We start from the raw sequence: 25,157 nt of genomic DNA, 5'->3' as shown, positions 1-25,157 counted from the left end.
CTTTTCGGCGCTTGCATACAAACGAGTAATCGCAACACGCATTGTGAGTTAAAATCACAGTATGAGCGCCTACCCTCCTCTCAATTCCCTGCGGATTTTCGAAGCCGCCGCCCGCCTGGAAAGCTTCTCCGCCGCTGCGGGCGAATTATTCGTCACCCATGGCGCTGTGAGCAAACAGATAAAGCAGCTGGAAGATTGGCTGGGCGTGTTGCTGTTTGAGCGCAGCGGCGGCCGCGTCAAGCTCACCGACGCCGGCTGGCGTTATCTGGTGCAGGTGCAGGACGGCCTGGATCTGATCGCCAACGCCACCGCCCAGCTGCTGCAACCCAACCGGCAGCGCCGGCTCAGCATCAATTCCACGCCCACGTTTGCCGCCTATTGGCTGCTGCCGCGGCTGGCTGGATTCCGCGCCAGGCATCCCGATCTGGAACTGCATCTGGTCACCTCGGACCGTGACCTGTCGCGGCTGGATGCGCCGTTCGACATCGCCATCCGCCGCGGCCCCGGCGACTGGCCCGGCCATATCGCCAAACCTTTCCTGAAAGAATGGGAGCTGCCGCTGGCCAGCCCCGCCCTGCTGACGCGCCTGCCGCTGAACAGTCCGGCCGATCTGGTCTCCCATACCCTGCTCCACGCAGACACCCGCCCCACCGCCTGGCCGCGCTGGCTGACGCTGGCCGGCGCGCCGGAGCTGAAGCCGGCTTGCAGTCTGCACTTCGACAAATTCTCGCTCGCCTTGCAAGCCGCCATAGATGGTTTGGGCGTGGTATTGGGGCCGTTGCCGATGGCTCAGGCGCTGATAGCCTCCGGGCAACTGGTTTCGCCGCTGCCGGAGCCGGTGGTGACAGTGCGCGACTACTGCTGGGTCGTGCCGCGGATGTCCGCCGAAGACGCCACCGTGGAGGCTTTTTGCGGATGGCTGGAGAGCGAGGTGGTCAAAACCGCATGAATCGCCCGCCGTTGCGCGGACGGCCGCAACGCCATACAATGTCCCATCTGCTACGGAGATGGCATTCCTCCCGTAACCGCCTTTGCGAAGGCTGATGATGCCTACAGTATTCCTGGACCGGAAGCTGTAGGTACGCATATCCCGCACCCACGGTCCAGGCGTGTCAATCTGACTGCACTGGACAAAAAATGATTCCAAAACTCATCCCCGAGCGGCTTTCCATCCTGCCTTTCATCGGCAAATGGACCTTGTTATCGCTATTGCTTGCCGCGCTGGTCGGCAGCGCCTCCGCGTTTTTTCTGTTCTCGCTGGATTGGGCCACGCATACGCGCATTGCCCATGCTTGGCTGATCTGGCTGCTGCCGCTGGGCGGCTTTGCCGTTGGCTTGCTCTATTTATGGTTTGGGCGCGAGGTTGAAGGCGGCAACAATCTGTTGATCGACGAGATTCACGACCCCAAAAAGACCATCCCGCTGCGGATGGCGCCGCTGGTGCTGATCGGCACCATCATCACTCATTTGTTTGGCGGCTCGGCCGGCCGCGAAGGCACGGCGGTGCAGATGGGCGGCGCCCTGGCCGATCAGGTCCACAAACTGTTCGGCCTGCCGACGTCGGAGCGGCGCCTGCTGCTGATGGCCGGCATCAGCGCGGGCTTCGCCTCGGTTTTCGGCACGCCGCTGGCTGGCGCCATCTTTGGTCTGGAGGTGCTGGCCATCGGGCGGATGCGCTACGATGCAATCCTGCCCTGCCTGCTTGCCGCCGTCGCGGGCGACCAGGTTGGCCTGCTGTGGGGCGTGCAGCACACCCATTATGCGATTCCGTATATTCCGCAACCAACTGCGCTGGGCCTTGGCGCGGCCATGGCGGCTGGCGTGGCGTTCGGCCTGACTGGGAAATTGTTCGCAGAATCCGTCCATGCGCTGGCCGCGCTGTTCAAGCGGTTTATCGCGTTTGCGCCGCTGCGGCCTTTGATTGGCGGGGCCTGCGTCGCCATCGCCGCGTCAATGTTCGATGCCAGCGCCTATTTGGGCTTGGGCATTCCCAATATCGTGGCCGCCTTTCAGCACCCGCTGCCATCCTATGATTTCGCCGGCAAGCTGGCGTTTACCATCGCCACGCTGGGGGCCGGCTTCAAGGGCGGCGAGGTGACGCCGCTGTTTTATATCGGCGCCACGCTGGGCAATGCGCTGTCGCCGTTGCTGCACCTGCCCTTCCCCCTGCTTGCAGGCATGGGCTTTGTCGCGGTCTTCGCCGGCGCGGCCAATACGCCGCTGGCTTCCACCGTCATGGCCATGGAGCTGTTCGGCCCGGAAATCGGCATTTACGCCGGGCTGGCTTGCGTGGTGGCCTATTTATGCTCCGGCCACTCCGGCATTTACCGGGCGCAACGCGTCGGCATCGCCAAGCGGCGCGGCGTGCCGGAAAACATCCGGCTGTCGGAGTGGGCCGAGTTGCGCAAAGCGCCGCGGCCATCCTGCCTTCAGGCAGATGCCGGCCCGAAAAATACCCAAAGCTAATGCGCCGGGGAAGGCGGCACGCCTATCAGCTTGATCTCCAACGGCGCCGCGTCGCGCGGCAGCCATTTGTTGTAGATGCGCTTGAACGTGCCGTCCTTCTTGATGGCGGCGAAGCCATCCTGCCAGCGCCGTACCTCATCGCCCGGCGTGCCGCGGGAAAACGCCAGATACAACTCCAACGATTCCAGCACCCTCACCACCTCCACCGCATCGGGCGGCTGGCGAATGTCCTTCAGGACCGAGGCCACGACGAAGCCGCCCTCCACCCACATATCGTAACGGCCCAGCAGCATTTTCTGCGCGGTGATCTGTGGCGTAGGGGCAAGGTCCACTTCGACAAAACCAGCCGCGGACGCGGCGTCGGCGAAGATGCTGCCGCGATAGGCGCCTACGGGACGCTGGTAGATGCCAGCCCCCAGCGCCAACAGTTTGGCAGCCTCGCCCTTGCGCGCCAACAGCACGGTCTGCGATACCGCTATCGGCCCCAGCAGCGTCATCTGCCGCTCGCGCGCCTCGCTGCGGCCTACAGTGAACAGCATCACGTTGGGATTGGTCAGCAACTCTTTGTATCCGCGCGCCCAGGGCACCACCTCAATCGGGCTGTTGTCCTTGATGCGGGACTGGATTTCCCGCACCACTTCCACCGCCATGCCATCGGCTACGCCATTGCGTTGGAAGGTGATCGGTGGCCAGTCCTCGGTGTAGATGACAAGCGCCGATGCGGTGGACGACCAGATGGCTAGGCTGAACAGCAGCCCCAAAATACTGGCTCGCATGATGCACTCCTGGATGGAACTTTCTATCTTGATAGCCGCTCCACGCCGCCTCCGCCCGTATCTTCGCTATAATTCGGCGTTGTGCCGACAACCCGCCGGCATTATCATTCGCGCACCTATCCATTCCAAAGGAAAGTCATGAGCCGCATCACCCTCTCCCGATTCCTGATCGAACAGCAGCGCAAGGCGGGCACGCTTCCCCCCGAACTGCGCCTGTTGATCGAAACGGTCGGACGCGCCTGCAAGGCCATCAGCTATTCGGTCAACAAGGGCGCTTTGGCCGGCGTGCTGGGCGAAGCCGGCACCGGCAACATCCAGGGCGAGGCTCAAAAGAAGCTGGACGTGATCGCCAACGACTACCTGCTTGACGCCAATGAATGGGGCGGCAGCCTGGCCGCGATGGCGTCCGAGGAAATGGAACTGCCGTATCACATCCCGGGCGAATACCCCAAGGGCGAATATCTGCTGCTGTTCGACCCGCTGGATGGCTCGTCCAACATCGACGTCAACATCTCGGTCGGCACGATTTTCTCGATTCTGCGTTGCCCGGAAGGCGTGACGCTGCCGACCGAGCAGGACTTCATGCAGCCCGGCACCCATCAGGTGGCGGCCGGCTATACCGTGTACGGCCCGCAAACCCAATTGGTGCTGACTTTCGGCAGCGGCGTGCATGGCTTCACGCTGGATCGCGAACAAGGCTCGTTCGTATTGACCCATCCGGACATGCGCGTGCCGGAGCAGACCAGCGAATTCGCCATCAATATGTCCAATATGCGCCACTGGGAAGCGCCGGTGCGCCGTTATGTCGAGGAGCTGCTGGCCGGCAAGACCGGTCCGCGCGCCCGCGACTTCAATATGCGCTGGGTGGCCTCCATGGTGGCAGAAGTGCACCGCATTCTGACGCGCGGCGGCATCTTCATGTACCCCAAGGACGCGCGCGACCCCGCCAAGGCAGGCAAACTGCGACTGATGTATGAAGGCAACCCCATGGCCTTTGTCGTCGAGCAGGCTGGCGGCGCGGCCACCAACGGCTACCAGCGCATCATGGACATCCAGCCGCAGAAGCTGCATGAACGCGTGGCGGTATTCCTGGGTTCGAAACAGGAAGTGGAGCGCGTCACGCGCTACCATCAAGAGCAAGCCTGATCCGGCTCTCACAAAGCCAGCAAGCCCGCCTCCCGGCGGGCTTTTTCATGGCCAGCCCATCGCCGCGCCCGGTCCAAGTCCGGCCCCGTCGCGCTGTGGCGATACGCCTCGCTCTCAGGGGCGCCGGGCCGATGGCGCGAACCACAAGCGATGGTCATCCAGCGGCGTATCGGGCGGCAAGGCCGGATTGGCCAGCTCGATAACATGCCGGCGCGCCAGGTCGGCCCGCTCGATATTGGCCTGATTGTACTTCCAGAAAATAGCGTCGAAGCTGCCATCGTTCAGCATTTTTTCCAGGCCCATCTTGAGCCGGCTGGCCAGCCGCGGCTCGGCCGGGCTGACGAAAAAGTAAAACGGATAGATAGAGTGCAACAGCAAATTCTTTTCCACGGCTATGCCCTGCTCGGACAGGTGGAAGGCCTGGAATTCCGTGAATATCTCATTGATGCCGCGCGAATAGAAATCAAACCGCCCCGCGGTCAGCATCTTGAATAGCTTCTCGTAAGGATCGATCCACACGGTCAGCCCGGCGTGGCGGCAGATGGCGATATCGCCCCAGCCCGGGCCCATGCCGAAAGTAAAGCGCTTGAGGTCGTCCCGCGTTTTCACTCCGGAAAAACGCGCCTGTTCGCCCGCGCGAATCAGGCCGATGCGATAGCCGAGCAATCCCTTACCCAACGGGATGCGGATGGGAATCAAGGTTCGCTCGCGCTCTACCGAAGTGGAGCCCCATACCAGGTTGACCGATTTGCCCGAAACCGCATCCGCCATATAGCGGGGCTCGTTCATTTCGGCTTCCGGGTGACTCATCACATACGGGCCGTATTCCGGAATGGTTTTGTCCAGCGCAGTACGCAGTATCTCGATGTATTCCTGATAGCGCGGCGCGTCGCTGATGTAACGCACCTCCATCGCGCTCTCGGCATGGGCCTGACATGACAAGAGCGCAAGCCACAACGCCAGCATCCATGCGCGCATCTCCTTCTCCCGCAAAGCCGTCCAAGTCCAGTATAGAAAGCCCGGCGCGGCGCACTGCACGCTTGGCATGTCCAGCGGAGCCGCATTTTGCTAGAATTACGTCTCATTAGCCGATGAAAACAAACAAGCCACACATGTCTATCCAGATCAAAGACGCGACCGACATCGAAAAAATGCGTGTCGCGGGGCGTCTCGCCTCCGAAGTCCTCGACTTTATCACCCCGCACATCAAGCCCGGCGTCACCACCGAGGCCATCGACAAGCTGTGCCACGACTATATGGTCAATGTGCAAGGCACGATCCCGGCGCCGCTGAACTACGCGCCGGGCGGCCACAACCCCTACCCCAAGTCGATCTGCACCTCGGTCAATCACGTGATTTGCCATGGCATTCCCAACGACAAGCCGCTGAAGAACGGCGATATCGTCAATCTGGACATCACGGTGATCAAGGACGGCTACCACGGCGATACCAGCCGCATGTTCTATGTCGGCGATGTGAGCCCGCACGCCAAGCGCCTGTGCAAGATCACCTATGAGGCCATGTGGAAAGGCATCGAGAAAGTGAAGTCGGGCGCGACGCTCGGCGACATCGGCTATGCCATCCAGAGCTACGCCGAAGGCGCCGGTTACAGCGTGGTGCAGGAGTTCTGCGGCCACGGCATCGGCAAGAAATTCCATGAAGAACCGCAAATTCTGCACTACGGCCGCCCTGGCACGGGCCTGGAAATCCAGCCCGGCATGATTTTCACCATTGAGCCGATGATCAACCAGGGCAAGCGCCATCTGCGCATCCTGGCGGACGGCTGGACCGTGGTGACCAAGGACCGCAGCCTGTCCGCGCAATGGGAGCACACCGTGCTGGTGACCGACACCGGCTACGAGATCATGACCCAGTCCGCCGGCACGCCGGACAAACCCAGCTTCAAATAAGGCCAATCGCCCCGTGACTGCTGTCGCGGGGCTTCGTATCCCCCTAATTCGTTGCGAATTGTTTCCTGCTTTAAATTACTCTTGCCAGGACAAGTGCTTGTTTCTAAACTGAATGAGCATTATTGCCCTATAGGCACGCAGCAAGCGGGAGAACATCATGGCGCTGACCATCAACAGTAATTTGGCCTCATTGGCTGGCCAGGCTCAGCTGAACAAAACGCAGCAAGCCACCAAGCAGGTTCTGGCTCAACTTGCCTCCGGCTCGCAATTGAATAGCGCTGCTGACAATGCGGCTAATCTCGCCATTTCCCAGCAGCTGCAGGCGCAAATCAACGGCAGCAACCAGGCCATCAACAATACCAACGATGGCGTTTCGCTGGTGCAGACCGCCGAATCCGCGCTCAGCCAGATACAGAACAATACCCAGCAAATCCAGGAACTGGCCATCCAGGCCGGCAATGGCGCGCTGAATGCCAGCAACCGCCAGGCGCTGCAGCAGCAAGTGGATCAGCTGACCCAATCCAACTCGCAAATTGTGCAAAGCACGCAGTTCAATGGCACGCCCCTGCTGACTGGCGGCAACGCCTCCACCTTCCAGGTGGGGCCCAACGGCACCAGCAGCAACCAGATCACCGTTCCCAGCATCAATCTGTCGGCCGCGCCCGGCTCCGGCGGTCTAAACAGTTATAACGCCAATCTGGGGGCGACCAACACCATAGACATCACCACCCAGGCCAATGCGCTGAATGCGCAACAATCGGCGCAAAGCGATCTGCAAACGATAGGTTCGCAGCGCGCCACCCTCGGCGCCGTCAACAGCAGCTTTGAGGCGGTGGTGAATAATCTGCAGACTTCCAATATCGCCAACCAGGCCGCCAACAGCCGTATCAGCGATACGGACTTTGCCGCCGCCACCGCCAACCTGACGGCGCAGCAGATACTGGGCCGTACCGGCGCCGCGGCGTTGGGGCAAGCCAATATCGCGCCACAGGCTGCCTTGTCGCTGCTGGGATAAGCTATTTTTCGCCAGAAGTTCCCGGTGAGGTAAAATATATACTCGGCTCCTGGGCTTGTTTTGGCAACGATGAGTCCTATATGATCGATATGTGAATCCATTCCGGATTTGTCCAACGGGCACCCTTGCGGTGCCCTTTGTCCATCTGCAAGGAGCTCATATGTCTATCCCGCCCTCCATTATTGTGTCCACGCTGGATTACGAACGTCTGGCAGCCGTGCTGGAAACGTGCGAGTACGGCCATCCGGTCGCCAGCCGCCTGGAGGCGGAACTGGAACGGGCGGACGTGGTGGAGCCATCTGCGATTCCGTCCAATGTCATCACCATGAACAGCACTGCTCGCGTCAAACTGGAAAGCGGCGAGGAAAAACAGCTGACTCTGGTTTACCCTAAAGACGCCGACGGGACGCTGGGCCGCATCTCCGTCTTGGCCCCCATCGGGGCCGCCTTGCTAGGACTCTCGGTCGGGCAGACCATGCACTGGCCAACGCCATCCGGCAGCGTTGCGCTGACCGTGCTGGAAATTGTCGAGCAGCCGGAATCGGCCGGCGCGCTCCACCGCTAAGCGCATCCGTTCACTCGGCATCGGCGTAGCGCTGCGCGATCTGGCAGAACTGCTCTGCGATCTGCAGGAAAGCGTTGACCACGTCCGGGTCGAAATGCCGGCCGCTCCCCTCCTTGATCATGTCGACCGCCGTTTCATGTGAAAACGGCGGCTTGTACACCCGCCGCGAAATCAGGGCGTCATAGACGTCCGCCACCGCCATCAGCCGCGCCGACAGCGGTATCTGCTCCCCGGCAAATCCTTCCGGATAGCCGCTGCCGTCCCACTTTTCCTGATGCGAATACGCGATTTCGCGCGCCAGCCTCAGGAAATTGCTTGGACCATCAAGCAGTTTTTCCGCCGTGGCGATGGCGTCCCGACCCAGTACGGTGTGCGTTTTCATGATTTCAAACTCATCCGGGGTCAGCCGCCCTGGTTTCAGCAAGATGCGGTCGGGAATGCCCACTTTGCCGATATCATGCAGCGGCGCGGATTTATACAGCAGCTGTATGGTCTGCTCGTCGAGCTCGGCACGGTAGCGCGGGTGATTTCTCAGCTCAATCGCCAGCGCGCGCACGTAGTTCTGCGTCCGCAGCAAGTGATTTCCGGTTTCGTGATCGCGCGTTTCGGCCAGCGCCGCCATCATCATGATGGTGACGTCCTGTATCACTTGCACCTCGCGCGTGCGACGTTCCACCTCGCTCTCCAAAAAGGCCGCCTTGTCCTGCAGGAAATCCGCCGCCGCTTTCAGCCGCACATGCGTCAGCACGCGCGCCAAGACAATGGGGGGCGATATCGGCTTGATGATGTAATCGGCGGCGCCGGCATCGAAGCCGGCTTGCTCATCCTCGCTTTCGCCCTGCCCTGTCAGGAAAATCACCGGAATCGCCGCCGTGCGATCATCGCCTTTCAGACGCCGGCAAACTTCATAGCCGCCGATGCCGGGCAGCATCACATCGAGCAGCACCAGATCCGGCAGCACTTCGCCAGATACAATCTGCAGCGCGCGCTCGCCGCTATTGGCCACCAACACCCGATAGTGCCCTTTGAGCAGGCCATACATCTGGGTCAGACACTCGGGCGCATCGTCCACGATCAGCACCGTCTGCAGGCCGGACTCTGCCATTCCGCTCATATCGTATGCTCCGATAAGGTCAGGCCAGCCGCCTTGGCCGCCGCGCGCAAATGCTCCAAAGCGGCGACAAAGTCAAAGCTGTTCAGACTGCGTTCAAAGGCATCGTAGGTGTCATCGGGAAAGCTGGCGCGAATATCCGGCGCGTGCTCCAGGAAGAAGCCCAGCGCCTCGCCATCTCCCTGCTGCAGCAGCAGCGCCAGCCGATTGAGCAAAGGCTCATCCGCTACGCTGGGCGGCTGAGCCGTTTGCTTTACGCTTGGCAAGGCCGCGCGCAAGGCTGCGATGGTTCGCGCCAGATCGCCCGCCAATTGCGCCAGCTCGGCCGTCGCATCCTGCCCATCCCGCAATGCGCGCTCCAGGCGCGCCGCGCCGTTCTGCAACACCTCCAAACCTATGCTGCCGGCCGCGCCCTTCAAGGTATGCGCGATCCGTTGCGCTACCGCGCGATCGCCCTCCGCCAAGGCCATGGAGATTCGCGCCGGCGCATCGACCTCCTCCTCAACGAACTGCCAAAGCACGTGCAGATACAGCTCGCGATTGCCGGCCACGCGCGACAGGCCTGCGGCCTGATCCAGGCCCGCCACTTCCGGCAGGGGAAGCGGCTGCTCTTGCGCCTCCTGGTTTGGCGGCAGCGGCGCCACCGGCAACCAGCGCAGCAGCGTTGAAAACAGCTCATGTGGATCTATCGGCTTGGGCACATGATCGACCATGCCGGCGGCAAGGCAACGCGCCCTGTCATCGCCCATCGCATCGGCCGTCATCGCAATGATGGGCAGCTCGGCAAACCCGTCTTGCGCGCGGATTCTGCGCGTCGCCTCAATGCCGTCCATGCCGGGCATTTGCACATCCATCAGGATCGCATCGAAGCCTTTGGGGCCATAGGCGGCCAACTTGTCCAAAACCGCCTGCCCATCGCCCACCACGGTGAGCGTGGCGCCGGTGCCTTCCAGCAGCTCTACCGCGATTTGCTGGTTGATCCGGTTGTCCTCGGCCAACAGCAAGTGCATGCCATGCAGGTCTGGCATCCCCATCAGTGGAGAGGCATCGCCCCCGCGGCCGAAGCCGAATGCCTCCAGCAAGGCGTCGTACAAAGAGGATTGGCTGACAGGCTTGGTCAGGAAACCGTCGCAGCCAGCCGCCCTGGCCTGGCTGCGCACCTCGTCTCGCCCGAACGCGGTAACCAGGATGACCCGCAGCTTGCGGCTGATCTGCCGCATGCGCCGTATGGTTTCCAGACCGTCCATTTCCGGCATCATCCAGTCCACCAGCGCGATGTCGAATGGCCAATCCAGGCAATGCCGGCGTACCAACGCGACGGCTTCCGCCCCGCTGGCGCAATCGGTGACCGCAAAGTCCAGTATGCGCAGCTGTTCGCACAGCACATTCAGCGCTGCCTGGTTGTCATCGACCACCAGCACGCGCAGCCCGCGCATTTCCGTGGGCAACGGCGGACGCTTGCCTGCCGAGTGTTCATTGGACACGCCCAGCCAGCATTGGAAAATGAAGGAGCTGCCCCAGCCCGGCGCCGACTCCACCCGCACCGAGCCCCCCATCATTTCCACCAGCCGCTTGACGATGGCCAGCCCGAGGCCCGTCCCGCCAAATCGCCGCGAAGTGGAGCTGTCTGCTTGGCTGAAAGCCTGAAACAAGCGCGCGCATTGCTCTTCGCTCATGCCGATGCCGGTATCGTGCACGCAAAAATTCAGTTGCACTTTTTCGCCCATGCGCCCGCACACGCCAATGATGACGGCCACCTGTCCTTTATCGGTAAACTTGATGGCGTTATTCAGCAGATTGGTCAGCACCTGCCCCAGGCGCAGCGCATCGCCCACCAAGGCCTGCGGCACTTCCCGGCTGGTTTCAAAAACAAGTTCCAGCCCTTTGTCAGCAGCCTTTTGCGCCACCAGCGCCGATACACCGTCCAGCATGTCGTCAAGCCAGAACGGTTGCGCCTCCAGCTCCAGACGCCCCGCCTCCACCTTGGAAAAATCCAGAATGTCGTTGATGATGCCCAGCAGCAAAGTGCCGGCATTGTGTATCTTGCCGATATAGTCGCGCTGCTGCTCGCTCAGGCCAGTGCGCATGGCCAGGTAGGACATGCCGATGATGGCGTTCATCGGCGTGCGGATCTCATGGCTCATATTGGCCAGGAAAATCGATTTGGCGCGCGTGGCTTGCTCGGCCACCTGCTTGGCATGGCTAAGCGCCGCCGCGCTGTCCGCCAGTTGCGAGTACAGCCGCCCGTTTTCCAGCAACAGCACCAAGAGCACAAAGCTCGCCGCCATCAAGCCGAAACTCCTGCCGACGTAAAAACCCAGGTCAAAGCGGGCGGCGTTGAACATGGTGGACAGGCCGACATCGCACAGCCAGGCGAGCATCACCACGGCCAGCCATACATCCAGCAACGATTGCGGACGGCGCAGCAACACCATGCCCAGCGCCAGCGCGCTCACGCCCCAGACAGCTGACACCACAACCCACATCAGCGGCGTGTAGTGGTTGCCATGCATGATGGCGGGCAAGGCGTCATGCCCCCATATCGCCAACAGCGCCAGCGCGGCCACCGCCAGCAAGGTTTGCGCGATGGCGCGCAAAATCAGCTTCAAACCGCTCCCATCGTCCGGAAATGAGCTGTCAGGCGCTGGCCGCGCGTAGGCGATCACCATCAAAGGAAAGCCGAAATGCCAAAGCATGTACAGCCAGGCGGTGGTCTGTGGTCCGCCGCTGAGCCAGCCCCGCTCAGTCAGCAAGCCGGGAAAACTTAGCGCGTGGCATATCGCCATCAGCGCGGTGAACAGATAGCCGACCGCCAGCAGACGCAAGCCGGGATGACGCAGAATGGCGAATTGGCCGAACAACAATGCCGAAGTCACCAAATCGTTGGCCGCCAGCGCGGATTGATAGGCAGGAATGAAGGCCCATACTTTGGGCAGCGGGGTTTGAGCATAAGGCAAGGCCGCGATGAAGACCAATAGCGACCAAGCGGCCACCGCCAGGGCAAGCCTGCGCTGTCCGCGCGTCGGCGACTGCGTGGAAAGAAACGCCAGTTCGGGAGAGGAGTCCGAATCCGCTTGCTGCATGAGCGCCATCCTCCGCGTGTCGACAGGTTTTCTGGCTGTCTAAAACCAGGCAAACCGGGGGATGCTTATGTATAGGGCATTCCTGATCATCCTGCATATCAAGAAGCCATGATTTCAAATAAAAAAAGACGCCCAAAGGCGTCTTCAGGATGCGCAGACCGGCAGGCTTTAACCCAGCCAGCCTTTCTCCTTGGCCTCCTGCAGGCGGCCCTCCAGATACGCCCACAGCGCGGGACAGCCCTCGCGTATCGGCGGAGCCACGCGCGCGACCACCTGCTCGTGGCGGATGCCGTTTTCCAGCCAACTTTGCCCCTGGTTGGCCAGGTTCAGCAGCACCGGCATGGCGCGGTCGGCGGCATGGGCGAAACGCGCCTCGGCGGTTTCGCCGCTTTCAAATTCGCGCCACAGGGCTAGGAAGCGCTGTCCCTGCTCTGCCGGCAGCATGCCGAAAATGCGGGTGACGCAGGCCAGCTCCTGCGCTTTGCGCTCCTCCCAGCCGCCTTCCGCATAGACGATGGTGTCGCCGGTTTCGATTTCGCCGATATCGTGCACCAACAGCATGCCGATGACGCGGTTGATGTCCACCTGCTCGCTGGCGTAGGGCTGCAAGGAGGCCGCCAGCAGGGCGATCTGCCAGCTGTGCTCGGCCGAGTTTTCATAGCGCTCGCTGTTCAGCACCTTGGTCTTGCGCGTCACCTGCTTGAGCTTGTCGATTTCCAGCACAAAATCGATGATGTCCTGCATATTGTTCTCTTTCTGTAGATGCAAAAAAAGCAGACCGAGGTCTGCTTGTAGCCTTTACCAGCAACGCTGGATCATCTGCGCCAGTTGCACCAGCCGGCCATGGAAGAAATGGCCTGCGCCGGGCAACACCAGCACCGGCAGGCTTTGCGGGCGCGCCCAGTCCAGCACATTGGACAGCGGGATCACTTCGTCTTCTTCGCCATGGATCACCAGCGCATCTGCCGGGACGTCCGGCGTCGGAATCGGGTATTTGCCGACGGCCACGCCCATCAGCAGCAGCTTGTCGGCCTCGATGCGCGCGCGGGCGCGCGCGGCGACGAAGCCGCCGAAGGAAAAACCCGCCAGCGCCAGCGGCAGGCCCGGATACTGAGATTGGGCGTATTCGACCACGGCGATGACGTCGTCGACCTCGCCCTGGCCGTAATCGTGCTCGCCTTCGCTATCGCCCACGCCGCGCAGATTTGGGCAATAACAGGCGTATCCCATCTGCGACAGCGCCTTGGCGGCGGTCTGCACCACCTTGTTGGTGTGGGTGCCGCCCTGCAGCGGGTTGGGATGGCAGATCACGGCGACGCCGCTGGCTTCGCCCTGAGCCGGAACGATGATGGTGTCGAGCGCGCCCGCCGGGCCGGCAATCTGGATCTTGTTCAAGGCCTTCAACATCAGATCTTCAGCCTTTCCACCACGCGGCCGTTCAGCATATGCTCATGGACGATTTCGTCGATGTCTTCCTTGTCGAGGAAGGTGTACCAGGTCTCTTCCGGGTAGACCACCATCACCGGACCATCGTCGCAGCGTCCCAGGCAGCCGGCCTTGTTGACGCGGATCTTGCCCTCGCCGGCCAGGCCCAGCGCCTTGACCTTGTTTTTCATATAGCCCAGCAATTCGCTGGAGCCGTGGTTATTGCAGCAATCCTGACAGGCGTCGCGCTGATTGCAGCAGATGAATACGTGCTTGTCGAAAAAGCTCATGTCGTGGTCTCGATATCGCGTTAGCTGTCGTTGTCGGCCCAGCCGGCGGCGCCGACGCTGGCGGCATTGTCGAACTTGGCGTAATGGCCGATGAAGGCCAGCCGCACCGCGCCGGTGGGGCCGTTACGGTGCTTGCCGATGATGGCCTCGGCCAGGCCCTTGTCCGGCGAATCCGGATTGTAGTACTCATCGCGGTACATGAAGATGATCAAGTCCGCATCCTGCTCGATGGCGCCCGATTCGCGCAGGTCGGACATCATCGGCCGCTTGTTGGGCCGCTGCTCGACCGCGCGCGACAACTGGGACAGCGCGATCACCGGCACTTGCAGTTCCTTGGCCAAACCCTTCAGGCCGCGCGAGATTTCGCCCAGCTCGGCCGTCCGGTTGTCGCCGCGGCCGGAGCCGCTCATCAGCTGCAGGTAGTCGATCACTATGAGCCCAAGCTTGCCGCCGTGCTGGCGGGCCAGCCGGCGCGCGCGGGCGCGCAGTTCCAGCGCCGTCAGCGCCGGCGTTTCGTCGATGTACATCGGCGCGTCGGACAACTTGCCGATGGCGTAGGTCAGCTTCTGCCAGTCGTCGTCGCCCAGCTTGCCGGTGCGCAGCACGTGCTGATCCAGCCGGCCCACCGAACCCAGCATACGCATCACCAGCTGCGCGCCGCCCATTTCCATGGAGAACACCGCCACCGGCAGATGGGTTTCCACCGCCACGTGCTCGGCGATGTTCATGGAGAAGGCGGTCTTGCCCATGGACGGACGGCCAGCAACGATGATCAGGTCGCCGGGCTGCAGGCCGGAGGTCTTGGCGTCCAGGTCGATGAAGCCGGTCGGCACGCCGGTGACTTCATCCGGATTGTCGCGGCTGTACAGCATGTCGATCCGCTCCACCACTTCCTTCAGCAGGCCCGGCATTTCCAGGAAGCCCTGCTTGGACTTGGCGGTGGATTCGGCGATCTGGAACACGCGGCCTTCTGCCTCGTCCAGCAATTGCGCTGCGTCGCGGCCCATGGGCGAATACGCGGCGTCGGCAATCTCGGTGCCCACCTGCGCCAGCTGGCGCATGATGGAGCGCTCGCGGACGATTTCCGCATAGCGGCGGATATTGGCCGCCGACGGCGTGTTCTGCGCCAGCGTGGCCAGATAAGCCAGGCCGCCCACCTCGGTCAGCTCGGCGTTCTTGTCCAGCGACTCGGCCACCGTCACCACGTCGGCCGGACGCGCCATTTCCACCAGCCTGGCGATGTGGCGGTAGATCAGCCGGTGGTCATGGCGATAGAAGTCGGCCTCCGTCACCACGTCGGCGATCTTGTCCCAGGCGCTGTTGTCCAGCAACAGGCCGCCCAGCACCGATTGTTCGGCTTCCACCGAATGAGGCGGCGTGCGGATGGCCGCCATTTCGCTATCGAAATTATCGTACTGTTGTGTCATGTAGACCCGGAGTGCATGCGCGGAAAAATGCGCGTAAGGCAAAGCGTGATTCTAACCCGAAACGCCGCCATCTGGCGGCGCGGCTCAACAGTTCATCCCGGCGACGTAGCCGGAGGACCAGGCCCATTGGAAGTTATAGCCGCCCAGCCAGCCGGTCACGTCCACGACTTCGCCGATGAAGAACAGGCCGGGCACATCGGCCGCCATCAGCGTCTTGGATGACAGGGCTTGGGTGGATACGCCGCCCAGCGTGACCTCGGCTTTTTTGTAGCCCTGGGTGCCGTTGGGTTTGACACACCAGCGGTGCAGCTGCTCGGCCAATTGGCGGCGTTGCTTCGGCCCCAAATCCTTCAGCCGCTTGTTCATGCCGACTCGGTCCAGCCAGGCATCGGCAAAGCGGCGCGACCAGCCCAGTTCGCTCAGGGCGTTGGCGATCAGCTGCTCGCTATCGCCCTTTTCCTCCAGCCAGCGTTCGGCGTGCCCGTCCGGCATCAGATCCAGCAACAGCTCCATGCCAGGCTGCCAGTAGGACGACACCTGCAGAATGGCCGGGCCGGACACGCCCTTATGGGTAAACAGGACATTCTCGCGGAAACGCCCTTTGCCGGCCTTGGCTTCCACATCTATCGACACGCCGGCCAGCGGCGTGAAGATTTCGGCATCCTCCACATGGAAGGTCAGCGGCACCAGCGCCGGCGACAAGGGCGTCACCGGCAAACCAAACTGCTCGGCCAGCTGGTAGCCCAGCGGCGTGGCGCCGATTTGCGGAATGGATAGCCCGCCGGTGGCGACAACCAGGGAGGACGAGCGGAAGCGGCCGCCGCTGGTTTCCACGGCGAACACGCCGTCTTCGTCGCGCGCTACGCTGAGGACGGCCGTTTCCATCCGTCTGTCCACGCCGCCCAGCCGGCACTCTTCATCCAGCATGGCGATGATGCGCTCGCTGCCGTCGTCGCAAAACAACTGGCCAAGCTTCTTCTCGTGGTAACCGATGCCGTGGCGCTCCACCATGGCGATGAAATTCTGCGGCGTGTACTGCGCCAGCGCGGAGCGGCTGAAATGGGGATTGGCCGACAGGTAGCAGTCGAAACGGGCATTGACGTTGGTGAAGTTGCAGCGGCCGCCGCCGGAGATGCGGATTTTCTCCGCCAATTTGGCGGCATGATCCAGCAAAAGCACCGTTCGGCCGCGCTGGCCGGCGGTGGCGGCGCACATCATGCCGGCCGCGCCGGCGCCGATGACAATTACATCAAATTGCAAAAGCTTATTCCTATCATTTTAGTCAACTATTGGCCATCCCAGCCATATTCCAGTAAACTCCGAAAAAAGCATCCGCTTATGCGGCTTACTTTCTCAACAAGGAGAGCATAATGGAACACAAACTGCCTGAACTGCCGTACGCGCTGGACGCCCTGGCCCCGCATATTTCCAAGGAAACCCTGGAATTCCACTACGGTAAGCATCACCAGACCTACATCACCAATCTGAACAACCTGATCAAGGGCACCGAGTTCGAGAACGCCTCCCTGGAAGAGATCGTCAAGAAGTCTTCCGGCGGCATCTTCAACAACGCCGCCCAGGTATGGAACCACACCTTCTACTGGTTCGGCCTGGCCCCGAACGCCGGCGGCGAGCCGACTGGCGCGCTGGCCGACGCCATCAAGGCCAAGTGGGGTTCGTTCGAAGAGTTCAAGAAGGCCTTCTCCCAGACCGCCGTTGGCACTTTCGGCTCCGGCTGGGCCTGGCTGGTGAAGAACAGCGACGGCAGCCTGGATCTGGTTTCCACCAGCAACGCCGCCACCCCGCTGACCACCGACAAGAAGCCGCTCTTGACCTGTGATGTCTGGGAACACGCGTATTATATCGATTACCGCAACAGCCGCCCGAACTATATGGAAAGCTTCTGGAAGCTGGTGAACTGGGACTTCGCGGCCAAGAATTTCGCCGCCTGATCCCGTTTCTGCGCAAAAAAGGGGCCGCCGGCCCCTTTTTTCATGCCTATCGACTGCGCCTAGCCGCCTCGTTCCTGCATCCACAGCAGGAACATCTCTTTCGGCAAGGGCCGGCTATAGTAATAGCCCTGAGCCACGTCGCAACCCAAGGCGGCCAGCTGCTGCCTGTCGATTTCCGTCTCCACGCCTTCCGCCACCGACGATAGCTGCAGCTTCTGGCACATGGCGATGGCCGCGGTCAGGATGGCCAGCTTCTTCGGGCTGCTGGAAGCGTCGTGCACGAACTCGCGGTCTATTTTCAACTCGGTGAACGGGCTGCGCGACAGCTGCTTCATCGACGAATAGCCAGTGCCGTAATCATCCATCGCCAAGCCAAAACCATTCAGCCTGAGCCGGGCCAGCGTGCCCAAGGACGGCGCCAGATTCGACATCAGCGAGGTTTCGGTCACTTCCAGCACGATGCTTTCGCTGGGCAAGCCCTTGGACTGGACAATGGTGGTCATCTCATCCACTAGGTTCGGGTCGCTCAACAGCGGCACAGGCAAATTGATCGATGCATGCAGCTCTGGGCGCACGGCCTGGAAGTGCAGCAGCGCGCTGCAAACATCGCGCAGGAAGTGATAGAAAAAACGGATGGCCAGCTCGCCGTCTTCCAGGTATTCGACAAACAACGACGGCGACAGCACGCCGTAATGCGGATGTTCCCAGCGCACCAGCGCCTCCACTCCGCACAGGGTATTGTCCTGCAGCGAGATCTTGGGCTGGAAATACGGCACAAGCTGTTTCATCTGCAAGGCCTGGGCGACTTCGTCGCGGCTGATGGTGAACTTGTTGCCCCCTCGGCTTGGCAGATGCCAATCCGGGTTGCAGGCGTCCAGCACCCGCTCCACTTCCTCGCGGCGCAGGGGCTTGGGAAAGATTTCCAGCAGATCCAGCTCCGACGCGTCCACTACACCCTGCACGGCATCCAGCACATCGCGCGGCACGCCGCTCATCACCGCGACGAATTGCACCTTGCCCTTCATCGTAGCGGCGATGTTCTCCAGCAGTTTCACGCCATCCATGCACGGCATGTTCAGGTCTGTAATCACCAGATCGACGTTGTCTAGCCCCTGAAGCTTGTTCAGCGCATCCACGCCATTCTCTGCTTCCCACACCTTGGGAAACCCCAAGTCTTGCATAATGCCCACGGCAAGCAGGCGATGCGTGGCGGAATCGTCGACCACCATCACCGAACGCTGCAACCACTTATCGAGATATCCCATGATTCAGCCCCTGATCCCGGCCAGCGTGTGCGCAATTCTCTCCAGCGACATGACTTCATCCACCCCGCCGTGATCAATCGCCTCGGCCGGCATGCCGAATACCACGCAAGACTCCTCATCCTGCGCGATGGTCCGCGCGCCGGTATCGTGCATTTCCCGCATGCCGCGCGCGCCGTCATCCCCCATGCCAGTCATGATGACGCCAACGGCATTGCTGCCGGCGCAAAGTGCGACCGAGCGGAACAGCACATCCACCGAAGGCCGGTGCCGCGACACCAGCGGCCCGTCCTTTACCTCGGCCACATACTGGGCGCCGCTGCGCTTGATCAGCAGATGTTTGCCGCCGGGAGCGATCAAGGCCACCCCGGCGCTCAAACGGTCGCCGTTTTTCGCTTCCCAGACTTCGACTTGGCACAGGCCGTTGAGCCGGTTGGCAAACGAGGCGGTGAATTTTTCCGGCATGTGCTGCACCACCGCCACGCCCGGACAGGTCGCCGGCAGCCTCGGCAGCAAGTATTCCAGCGCCTGGGTGCCGCCGGTGGAGGTGCCGATGGCGATGATCTTCTCGGTGGTCCGGTATTTTTCCAACCCGGACGGCGCTTCCAGCACCACGTCGGCGGTAAGCTTGGGCGCGATTTCGCCGCCCGGTCCGCGCTCGGCAGGACGCGCCATGCGCTTGACCACGCCCATCCGCGCCCTCGCGGCGTTGCGCACCTCCTGAATCAGGTCCTTGGCGGCCTCCTGCAGGAAGGATTTCAGATTGATCGTCGGCTTGGTGATGACCGCCACCGCGCCGGCGGACATCGCGTCCAGCGTGATGCGCGCGCCCTTCTCCGTCAGCGACGAGCAGATGATCACCGGCGTCGGCCGCTCGTCCATGATTTTGCGCAGAAAGGTCAGCCCATCCATGCGCGGCATTTCAATGTCCAGCACAATCACATCCGGCCAGCGCGCCTTCATCCGCGTCATGGCGAAGATAGGGTCCGGCGCCGCGCCCATCACTTCTATGTCCGGCGCGCTGGACAGCATCTGGGTCAATATCTCGCGCACCACGGCGGAGTCGTCGACGATCAGCACGGCGATGCTCATTTCTTTCCTCCTCCGCTCAGCTGTCGCGCGGCTTCGAAGCGATAGCGGGACGGCTCCTCCTGTACCAGCGGCAAATCGAGCTTATGCAAGGATTCGGAGTGGCCGATCAGCAGATGGCCGCCATTTTTCATTCGGGTGCACAGATGGGCGAGCACATCCAGCTTGGTGGCCTCATTAAAGTAAATCAGAACATTGCGCAAAAAGACAATATCAATTTCAGTGTGATGGAATTGATTGCATTGCAGCAGATTGAGCTGGGAGAACTCCACCTTGCGCGCCAGCTCCGGCGCCACCTTGACCATGCCCTCGTATTCATCACGGCCGCGCAGCAAATATCGCTGCCACAGCAGCGGCGGCGTGCGGCGCACCCGATCCAAGGGGTAGACCCCGCGTTTGGCCGATGCCAGCACCTTGGTATTGATATCGGTGGCGAAGATGCGCCAGTTGCCGCTGATGCCCAAGGTCTCGGCCAGCACCATGGCGATGGTGTAAGGCTCTTCGCCAGTGGAGCAGGCGGCGGACCACACTTTGATCATGCCGGTCTGGCGCTCGCGCAGCGCCAGAACCTGACGCTCCAGCCACTGGAAATGTTGCGGCTCGCGAAAGAAATAGGTTTCGTTGGTGGAAAGCAGGTTCACCGCGCGCTGACGCTCGGCATGGTTTTCCGGCGCGCGCAGCAGGCGCCAGTAGGCGGCATAGCTGTCCAGCCCCAGAACGCGCAGCCGTTTGGACAACCGGGATTGCACCAGCGGCCGCTTGCCCGGTGGGAGGTCTATGCCGGCCTCGCGCAGGATGAATTGACGGAAGCAGGCAAACTCTTCCTCGCTCAGCGTCGGGTCGCCGTTCCGCATGCCTCTCGCCCCGGCCTCAGGCCACCTCAGCGTCGTCATTGAAATGCTGCTGGGCAGCGGTTTCGGCCATGGCGCTCAGCTCCGTCACCGACAGCGCCTGCTGCACGTTCAACAGAATGGCGAAGCGCTCGTTGATGGTGGCGATGCCCAGAATGAAATCGCCGCGAATGCTGACGCCGAAGGTCGGCGACGGATCGATGTCCCGCTCCGGGATCTCGAGCACCTCGCACACCGCGTCCAGTAGAATGCCGACATCGTTATAGCCGCCTTCCAGGCCCGGCAGAGAAAGAATCGCCACGCAAGAGGATGGCTTCAGTTCGGTCAGACCTCGGCCAAAACGGATGGACAGGTCTATCACCGGAACCACCGACCCGCGCAGATTGATGATGCCGCGCACGAAGCTCGGCATCATCGGCACCTGGGTGATGCCGTCCAGCTCGATGATCTCGCGAATAAAGTTGATCTGAATGCCGAACAAATCCTCTCCGAGGATAAAGGTCACGCAATGGAACTTGCCGCCCGGCGCGCCTGCGGCGGATTCGGAACGCTCGCTCATCGCCTCTCTCCTCAATATTTGGAAAACTTGTCGTCGTCGACGTCCCCGTCGAAATCGTCATCGAAATGATTGGATGCGGCCGCCTGCGACGCCTTGCGCGGCGCGCCGCCATGGCCGGACATATGGATGGCTACGCTCTTGCGCGCATGCCGATTGGTGCGCAGCTTGAACTGCTGCATCAAGTCTTGCAGCTGCATGGCCGCGGAACTGAGTTCTTCCGAGGTGGAGCTCAGCTCCTCGGCCGAAGAGGCAGAAGTCTGCATCCCGGTGCTGATCTGCGACACCGCGGTATTGACCTGATCGATGCCGGTGCGCTGTTCGCGCGAAGCGGCGGAGATTTCCTGCACCAGCGTCGCCGTCTGGTCGATGCCGGGCAGCATTTCCTGCAGCAATTGTCCTGCCCGCTCGGCCACGCTGACCGAGCGGCCGGCCAGATCGCCGATCTCCTTGGCCGCCACCTGCGAGCGCTCGGCCAGCTTGCGCACCTCCACCGCCACGGTGGCGAAGCCCTTGCCGTGTTCGCCTGCCCGCGCCGCCTCGATCGCCGCATTGATCGCCAGCAGGTCGGTCTTATTGGCGATATCGTTGATCACCGTGATGCGCGAAGCGATTTCCTTCATCGCATGCACCATATCGCCCACCGCCTTGCCGCTTTCCGTGGCGCTGCCGGCCGACTTGGAGGCGATGCCCTCGGTCACGCGGGCGTTGTCGGCGTTCTGGGTTACGGTGGAGGCCATCTCCTCGACCGAGGCGCTGGTTTCTTCCACGCTGGAGGCCAGCTCGGACGCGGTTTGCGCCAGCGAGCTGGCGGTGGAGGCCACCTGCTCGGACGCGGCGCCTATCGATTCCGACATCGAGCTGACTTCGGCCAGGGTGTCGGACAGCCGGTGCGCCATGCCCTTGATCGAATACAGCAGGCTGTTGGTGTCATTGGCGCGCAGCTGGATCGGCACCGCCAGATCGCCGTCCGCCACCCGCGATACCACCTGCATCGCATAGGACGGGTCGCCGCCGAGCTGGCGCAGAATGCTGCGAATGATGGCCAGCGCCAGCAGCACCGTCACCGCCAGCGCAATCGCCCCCAGCGTCAGCATCAGGTTGCGTGCCTGTTGCGCCGACTCCTCCGCCGCGCGGCCCTCATCCTGCATCACATCGGCTTGCAGCTTGCTCATATCGTTCAAAGCGGCGACATAGGCATTGTTGGCCGGCGCGAACTCCTTTAACAAGAATGCCACGGCTTGCGCGTGATCCTTGCCGAGGATGGCGTAAAACTCGCCATATTTGCCGTTCAGCGCTTCCCGCGCGGCCGTCACCTTATCCATCAATTCCCGGCCGCGCGTGGTATTGATCAGCTTATCCAGCCGATCCAGCACCTCTTTGTTCTCCGCCCTCAACTTTTCCACCTGCTGCTTGCTTTTCTCTATGTCCGCCGGATCGGTCTGCAGCAGCATATTCCGCACGAAGCGACCGTTGTTCAGGGTATTCAGCATCACCTCATGGGACAAGGCCACCTTGACGTAGCGGTCGTGCAGAATGTCGCTGGTATTGGCGCTCATATTGGCCATCCCCCGCACCCCCACCAGCAGTATGCCCGTCATCAGCAGCAGAATCACTCCATAGCCTATCGCCAGCTTCACATGCACCTGCATATTGTGGAACCAGTTCATATCGGTCTCCTCATCACCCCATGACGATGTTGCAGCGGGGTACTATTTTTCGATAACCAGCGCTTCGACGCTTTGGCGAACCAAACGGCGCTCGCGGCGGCAGGCATGCTGGATCAGTTGCGGAATATCGAGCACCAGCGCCGGCTTGCCGTTGCCCAGGATGGTGGAGCCGCTGATGCCGCGCAGCGACTTGAAAATCTCGCCCAAGGGCTTGATCACCGCCTGCACCTCGCCCATCAGCCTGTCCACCACAATGCCGGCGCGCAGCTCGCCGTAATGCACGATGACGATGTATTCCGGCTTCTCCGACCGCGGCAGGCCAAACAGCTCGCGCAAGGACACAAACGGCAGCCAGTCGCCGCGCAGATTGACTTGGCGGGCATGCTGGCTCATGGCGCCTTCCGGCATGTCCACGCACTCGATCATCATGTCCAGCGGCATCACCAGCGACGATTCATTCACCTCGACGCGGAAGCCGTCGATGATGGCCAGCGTCAGCGGCAAGCGCAGGCGGAATACCGAACCGACGCCGGGCTGCGACTGGATTTCTATCTCGCCGCGCAAGGCCTCGATATTGCGCTTGACCACGTCCATGCCCACGCCGCGGCCGGACAGATCGCTGACGGCGTCGGCAGTGGAGAAGCCCGGCAGGAAAATCAGCTGCAGCGTTTCCTGGTCGCTGAGCAGCCGGCCCTCGGCCACCAGGCCGCGTTCTATCGCCTTGGCCAGCACCTTCTCGCGGTTGATGCCGCCGCCGTCGTCGCGCACTTCCACCACCACCGAGCCGGCGTCGTGATAGGCGTTCAGCGTGACCGTGCCCTGTTCCGGCTTGCCGGCGGCCAACCGCTTCTCGGCGGACTCCAGCCCATGGTCCACCGCGTTGCGGACGATGTGCATCAACGGATCGTTCAGCTTCTCCACCATGGATTTGTCGATCTCGGTGTCGCCGCCCTTGATCTCCAGATGGATGGCTTTGCCCAGTTGCTTGGACACTTCGCGCACCATGCGCGGGAAACGGCTGAATATTTCGTCCACCGGCACCATGCGCAGCGTCAGCGCGTCGTCGCGTATGCTTTCCACCAACGTGTTGATGACGGCAACCGACTCCAGCAATTCGGCATCGCCGCGGCTTTGCGCGATCAGTTTGGTGCCCGATGAGGCGATCACCAGTTCGCCCACCCGGTTGATCAGCCGATCCAGCTTGCCGGCCTCGATGCGGATGTACTGGCTGTCGCCGCGCGCGCCCTTGGCTGCCGGCGCGGCGGTAGTCGCGGCTGCGGTTGGTGCCGCCGCGCTCGGGCCGGCGGTTTCCAGCGGCGCGGGCGTAGCATGGACGGCGGTTTCTTCGGCCGCGCGGCTGACTAAGCCGGACCGCACGCGCTCCGCCTCGTCCTCGGTCAGCGCGCCGCGGTCCAGCCAACGCTCCAGCTGTTCTTCCAATGGCTCGTCCAGGCGTTGCGCCAGGGCCAGAAACTCCGCCAGCGGCGCATGCGGGGCCAGGATGCCGATCAGGCTGTCCTCGGCGATGAATTCGAAGGTGCCGGCGATTTTGTCCAGGCTTTCCTCGGACTCCAGCGCCAGATCAAAGCCCATGAAGCATTCGGTGACATCCAGCGCCTGCGGCGGCGGCCAGCTGCGCCAGACCGGGCAAACATGGCGCAGCGTGCCCAGCCCGCCCAGATAGCGCAGGAAGGACAAGGGGTCGAAACCATGGCGAAAGGTGTCCGGATGGAAGCGCAACGACAGCTGCCAATGCGGGGTTTGCGCGGGAATGTCCGGGCCGCCATGACCTGCCGTTTCGATCTCCGCTGCCGCGGCCGGTTCCGGCGCGGCATTCATAACGTTTGCCGGATCGCCTTGCTGGTAACGGCGCAGGCTGGCTAGCAGCGGCTCGCCTTCCGGCAGGTCCTGCTGCGCCATTTCGTCGCTGACCGCGCTGGCATCGAGCAAGCGGCGCAGGTGGTCGTTGCAGGACAGCAGCAGCGTGACCAGATCGTCGCTGAGCGACACTTGGCCGGAACGCAAACGCTCCAGCACGTTTTCCATGACATGAGCAAATCGCACCAGCGCATCCAGACCGAAAATGCCAGCCGAGCCCTTGATGGTGTGGGCAGTGCGGAACAGCAGGTTGTAGGTTTCGTTACCGGGCGGAAAGGACGCCGGGTCGAGCAGCGCGGTCTCCAACCCATCGCACAGCTCGCGCGATTCCTCGAAGAAAACCGCCTTGGCCTTGCTAAGATCCATGCTCGTCGCCCTCCGCGTCGACGCCGCCATCGGCCAGCCCGGCAAAGCCGAGCCAGACGCCCACTTCGTCCACCAGTGGATTGCTCGCCGCGATGGTCGCCGGCTTGCCCATGCGCCGCGCCTCCGACAGCAGAATGGCCAGCATCTGCGCGCCAAAACCGTCCAGTTCGATGATGCCGGACAAGTCCAGGGCGAAGCGGGCGCGATTGAGCAGGCCGAACAGCTCATCCTGCGCTTCTTCGGCAGTGAAGATGGTCCACTCGCCATCCAGCGCTACCCGCGTTTGCTCGCCCTCCTGGGTCACATTCAACGGCATGTT

General features: G+C 62.1%; 23 protein-coding genes and 1 riboswitch. Of the genes, 7 read left to right on the top strand and 16 right to left on the bottom strand.

Annotation, left to right across the window (positions count from 1 at the left end; translation table 11 throughout):
- The first annotated feature begins 61 nt into the window (after positions 1 to 61).
- A complete protein-coding gene (gcvA, locus tag QUG01_RS01740) occupies positions 62 to 949 on the top strand; it encodes a transcriptional regulator GcvA (RefSeq protein WP_500828612.1) in 888 nt (295 codons plus the stop codon).
- 45 nt (positions 950 to 994) lie between these two features.
- Positions 995 to 1,060, top strand: a riboswitch (Fluoride riboswitch).
- A gap of 77 nt (positions 1,061 to 1,137) precedes the next feature.
- A complete protein-coding gene (locus QUG01_RS01735) occupies positions 1,138 to 2,466 on the top strand; it encodes a voltage-gated chloride channel family protein (protein WP_500828611.1) in 1,329 nt (442 codons plus the stop codon).
- Here QUG01_RS01735 and QUG01_RS01730 read toward each other — a convergent pair.
- Entirely contained in the window at positions 2,463 to 3,242 is a 780-nt protein-coding gene (locus tag QUG01_RS01730) for a substrate-binding periplasmic protein (protein ID WP_500828610.1), read from the bottom strand. The genes QUG01_RS01735 and QUG01_RS01730 overlap by 4 nt on opposite strands.
- A gap of 138 nt (positions 3,243 to 3,380) precedes the next feature.
- Here QUG01_RS01730 and QUG01_RS01725 point away from each other — a divergent pair, with 138 nt between their 5' ends.
- On the top strand, positions 3,381 to 4,388 hold the full coding sequence (locus QUG01_RS01725) for a class 1 fructose-bisphosphatase (RefSeq protein ID WP_103321691.1): 1,008 nt from the start codon (positions 3,381 to 3,383) through the stop codon (positions 4,386 to 4,388).
- A 114-nt stretch (positions 4,389 to 4,502) separates the two neighbouring features.
- Here QUG01_RS01725 and QUG01_RS01720 read toward each other — a convergent pair whose 3' ends face one another.
- On the bottom strand, positions 4,503 to 5,366 hold the full coding sequence (locus QUG01_RS01720; protein ID WP_500828609.1) for a transporter substrate-binding domain-containing protein: 864 nt from the start codon (positions 5,364 to 5,366) through the stop codon (positions 4,503 to 4,505).
- Positions 5,367 to 5,500: 134 nt separating this feature from the next.
- On the opposite strand from QUG01_RS01720, the gene map reads away from it, so the two are divergent.
- The 3 genes from map to rnk all read left to right on the top strand — a co-directional run bounded on the left by map (position 5,501) and on the right by rnk (position 7,878).
- The gene (gene map, locus QUG01_RS01715; RefSeq protein ID WP_500828608.1) at positions 5,501 to 6,298 is read left to right on the top strand and encodes a type I methionyl aminopeptidase; all 798 of its coding nucleotides are present in this window, start codon (positions 5,501 to 5,503) and stop codon (positions 6,296 to 6,298) included.
- 157 nt (positions 6,299 to 6,455) lie between these two features.
- Positions 6,456 to 7,313, top strand: a complete 858-nt coding sequence (locus QUG01_RS01710) for a flagellin N-terminal helical domain-containing protein (protein WP_500828607.1) — start codon at positions 6,456 to 6,458, stop codon at positions 7,311 to 7,313.
- Positions 7,314 to 7,473: 160 nt separating this feature from the next.
- Entirely contained in the window at positions 7,474 to 7,878 is a 405-nt protein-coding gene (gene rnk / locus QUG01_RS01705; RefSeq protein WP_500828606.1) for a nucleoside diphosphate kinase regulator, read from the top strand.
- A gap of 10 nt (positions 7,879 to 7,888) precedes the next feature.
- On the opposite strand, the gene QUG01_RS01700 is transcribed toward rnk, so the two are convergent.
- The 7 genes from QUG01_RS01700 to QUG01_RS01670 form a co-directional block, all read right to left on the bottom strand.
- A complete protein-coding gene (locus tag QUG01_RS01700) occupies positions 7,889 to 8,992 on the bottom strand; it encodes an HD-GYP domain-containing protein (protein WP_500828605.1) in 1,104 nt (367 codons plus the stop codon).
- Positions 8,989 to 12,072, bottom strand: a complete 3,084-nt coding sequence (locus tag QUG01_RS01695; protein ID WP_500828604.1) for a response regulator — start codon at positions 12,070 to 12,072, stop codon at positions 8,989 to 8,991. The genes QUG01_RS01700 and QUG01_RS01695 overlap by 4 nt, the downstream gene beginning before the upstream one ends.
- A gap of 168 nt (positions 12,073 to 12,240) precedes the next feature.
- Positions 12,241 to 12,816 (bottom strand): HD domain-containing protein, encoded by a 576-nt coding sequence (locus QUG01_RS01690; protein WP_500828603.1) that lies wholly within the window; start codon positions 12,814 to 12,816, stop codon positions 12,241 to 12,243.
- Between the two features lie 54 nt (positions 12,817 to 12,870).
- Positions 12,871 to 13,479, bottom strand: a complete 609-nt coding sequence (locus tag QUG01_RS01685; RefSeq protein ID WP_500828602.1) for an alpha/beta hydrolase — start codon at positions 13,477 to 13,479, stop codon at positions 12,871 to 12,873.
- Positions 13,479 to 13,787 carry a (2Fe-2S) ferredoxin domain-containing protein gene (locus tag QUG01_RS01680; protein WP_500828601.1) on the bottom strand — a complete coding sequence of 103 codons (309 nt, stop codon included), beginning with the start codon at positions 13,785 to 13,787 and terminating at the stop codon, positions 13,479 to 13,481. Before QUG01_RS01680 ends, QUG01_RS01685 begins: the two co-directional genes overlap by 1 nt.
- Positions 13,788 to 13,807: 20 nt before the next feature.
- Positions 13,808 to 15,214 (bottom strand): replicative DNA helicase, encoded by a 1,407-nt coding sequence (dnaB, locus tag QUG01_RS01675; RefSeq protein WP_103321681.1) that lies wholly within the window; start codon positions 15,212 to 15,214, stop codon positions 13,808 to 13,810.
- Positions 15,215 to 15,298: 84 nt separating this feature from the next.
- Positions 15,299 to 16,474: a BaiN/RdsA family NAD(P)/FAD-dependent oxidoreductase gene (locus QUG01_RS01670; RefSeq protein ID WP_500828600.1), complete on the bottom strand. Its 1,176-nt coding sequence runs from the start codon at positions 16,472 to 16,474 to the stop codon at positions 15,299 to 15,301.
- Positions 16,475 to 16,584: 110 nt separating this feature from the next.
- Between QUG01_RS01670 and sodB the strand changes: the two genes are divergently transcribed.
- On the top strand, positions 16,585 to 17,166 hold the full coding sequence (gene sodB, locus QUG01_RS01665; RefSeq protein WP_500828599.1) for a superoxide dismutase [Fe]: 582 nt from the start codon (positions 16,585 to 16,587) through the stop codon (positions 17,164 to 17,166).
- A 59-nt stretch (positions 17,167 to 17,225) separates the two neighbouring features.
- On the opposite strand, the gene QUG01_RS01660 is transcribed toward sodB, so the two are convergent.
- Genes QUG01_RS01660 through QUG01_RS01630 form a run of 7 tightly spaced genes read right to left on the bottom strand, consistent with a single transcriptional unit; the run spans position 17,226 to position 25,154 of the window.
- Positions 17,226 to 18,431, bottom strand: a complete 1,206-nt coding sequence (locus QUG01_RS01660) for an EAL domain-containing response regulator (protein WP_500828598.1) — start codon at positions 18,429 to 18,431, stop codon at positions 17,226 to 17,228.
- 3 nt (positions 18,432 to 18,434) lie between these two features.
- Positions 18,435 to 19,520: a protein-glutamate methylesterase/protein-glutamine glutaminase gene (locus tag QUG01_RS01655; protein ID WP_500828597.1), complete on the bottom strand. Its 1,086-nt coding sequence runs from the start codon at positions 19,518 to 19,520 to the stop codon at positions 18,435 to 18,437.
- Positions 19,517 to 20,371, bottom strand: a complete 855-nt coding sequence (locus QUG01_RS01650; protein ID WP_500828596.1) for a CheR family methyltransferase — start codon at positions 20,369 to 20,371, stop codon at positions 19,517 to 19,519. Before QUG01_RS01650 ends, QUG01_RS01655 begins: the two co-directional genes overlap by 4 nt.
- 16 nt (positions 20,372 to 20,387) lie before the next feature.
- Positions 20,388 to 20,927 carry a chemotaxis protein CheW gene (locus QUG01_RS01645; RefSeq protein WP_043628763.1) on the bottom strand — a complete coding sequence of 180 codons (540 nt, stop codon included), beginning with the start codon at positions 20,925 to 20,927 and terminating at the stop codon, positions 20,388 to 20,390.
- An 11-nt stretch (positions 20,928 to 20,938) separates the two neighbouring features.
- Positions 20,939 to 22,594, bottom strand: a complete 1,656-nt coding sequence (locus tag QUG01_RS01640; protein ID WP_500828595.1) for a methyl-accepting chemotaxis protein — start codon at positions 22,592 to 22,594, stop codon at positions 20,939 to 20,941.
- Between the two features lie 42 nt (positions 22,595 to 22,636).
- Positions 22,637 to 24,838 (bottom strand): chemotaxis protein CheA, encoded by a 2,202-nt coding sequence (locus QUG01_RS01635; RefSeq protein ID WP_500828594.1) that lies wholly within the window; start codon positions 24,836 to 24,838, stop codon positions 22,637 to 22,639.
- On the bottom strand, positions 24,828 to 25,154 hold the full coding sequence (locus QUG01_RS01630) for an STAS domain-containing protein (RefSeq protein WP_500828593.1): 327 nt from the start codon (positions 25,152 to 25,154) through the stop codon (positions 24,828 to 24,830). Before QUG01_RS01630 ends, QUG01_RS01635 begins: the two co-directional genes overlap by 11 nt.
- Positions 25,155 to 25,157 lie beyond the last annotated feature (3 nt).

The sequence above is a fragment of the Chromobacterium sp. CCUG 76385 genome, assembly GCF_059916625.1.
The sequence above is the reverse complement of the archived record's forward strand: the minus strand, read 5'-3'. Positions and strand labels throughout refer to the sequence as shown.

Bases quoted from the DNA above. Each gene is read 5' to 3' on its own strand.
- QUG01_RS01680 (WP_500828601.1), bottom strand. From the start codon at position 13,787: ATGAGCTTTTTCGACAAGCACGTATTCATCTGCTGCAATCAGCGCGAC.
- dnaB (WP_103321681.1), bottom strand. From the start codon at position 15,214: ATGACACAACAGTACGATAATTTCGATAGCGAAATGGCGGCCATCCGC.
- QUG01_RS01660 (WP_500828598.1), bottom strand. From the start codon at position 18,431: ATGGGATATCTCGATAAGTGGTTGCAGCGTTCGGTGATGGTGGTCGAC.
- QUG01_RS01730 (WP_500828610.1), bottom strand. From the start codon at position 3,242: ATGCGAGCCAGTATTTTGGGGCTGCTGTTCAGCCTAGCCATCTGGTCG.
- QUG01_RS01630 (WP_500828593.1), bottom strand. From the start codon at position 25,154: ATGCCGTTGAATGTGACCCAGGAGGGCGAGCAAACGCGGGTAGCGCTG.
- map (WP_500828608.1), top strand. From the start codon at position 5,501: ATGTCTATCCAGATCAAAGACGCGACCGACATCGAAAAAATGCGTGTC.
- QUG01_RS01650 (WP_500828596.1), bottom strand. From the start codon at position 20,371: ATGCGGAACGGCGACCCGACGCTGAGCGAGGAAGAGTTTGCCTGCTTC.
- QUG01_RS01720 (WP_500828609.1), bottom strand. From the start codon at position 5,366: ATGCGCGCATGGATGCTGGCGTTGTGGCTTGCGCTCTTGTCATGTCAG.
- QUG01_RS01725 (WP_103321691.1), top strand. From the start codon at position 3,381: ATGAGCCGCATCACCCTCTCCCGATTCCTGATCGAACAGCAGCGCAAG.
- QUG01_RS01655 (WP_500828597.1), bottom strand. From the start codon at position 19,520: ATGAGCATCGCCGTGCTGATCGTCGACGACTCCGCCGTGGTGCGCGAG.
- QUG01_RS01635 (WP_500828594.1), bottom strand. From the start codon at position 24,838: ATGGATCTTAGCAAGGCCAAGGCGGTTTTCTTCGAGGAATCGCGCGAG.
- gcvA (WP_500828612.1), top strand. From the start codon at position 62: ATGAGCGCCTACCCTCCTCTCAATTCCCTGCGGATTTTCGAAGCCGCC.
- QUG01_RS01690 (WP_500828603.1), bottom strand. From the start codon at position 12,816: ATGCAGGACATCATCGATTTTGTGCTGGAAATCGACAAGCTCAAGCAG.
- QUG01_RS01735 (WP_500828611.1), top strand. From the start codon at position 1,138: ATGATTCCAAAACTCATCCCCGAGCGGCTTTCCATCCTGCCTTTCATC.
- QUG01_RS01685 (WP_500828602.1), bottom strand. From the start codon at position 13,479: ATGTTGAAGGCCTTGAACAAGATCCAGATTGCCGGCCCGGCGGGCGCG.
- QUG01_RS01700 (WP_500828605.1), bottom strand. From the start codon at position 8,992: ATGAGCGGAATGGCAGAGTCCGGCCTGCAGACGGTGCTGATCGTGGAC.
- QUG01_RS01695 (WP_500828604.1), bottom strand. From the start codon at position 12,072: ATGCAGCAAGCGGATTCGGACTCCTCTCCCGAACTGGCGTTTCTTTCC.
- sodB (WP_500828599.1), top strand. From the start codon at position 16,585: ATGGAACACAAACTGCCTGAACTGCCGTACGCGCTGGACGCCCTGGCC.
- QUG01_RS01640 (WP_500828595.1), bottom strand. From the start codon at position 22,594: ATGAACTGGTTCCACAATATGCAGGTGCATGTGAAGCTGGCGATAGGC.
- QUG01_RS01710 (WP_500828607.1), top strand. From the start codon at position 6,456: ATGGCGCTGACCATCAACAGTAATTTGGCCTCATTGGCTGGCCAGGCT.
- QUG01_RS01645 (WP_043628763.1), bottom strand. From the start codon at position 20,927: ATGAGCGAGCGTTCCGAATCCGCCGCAGGCGCGCCGGGCGGCAAGTTC.
- rnk (WP_500828606.1), top strand. From the start codon at position 7,474: ATGTCTATCCCGCCCTCCATTATTGTGTCCACGCTGGATTACGAACGT.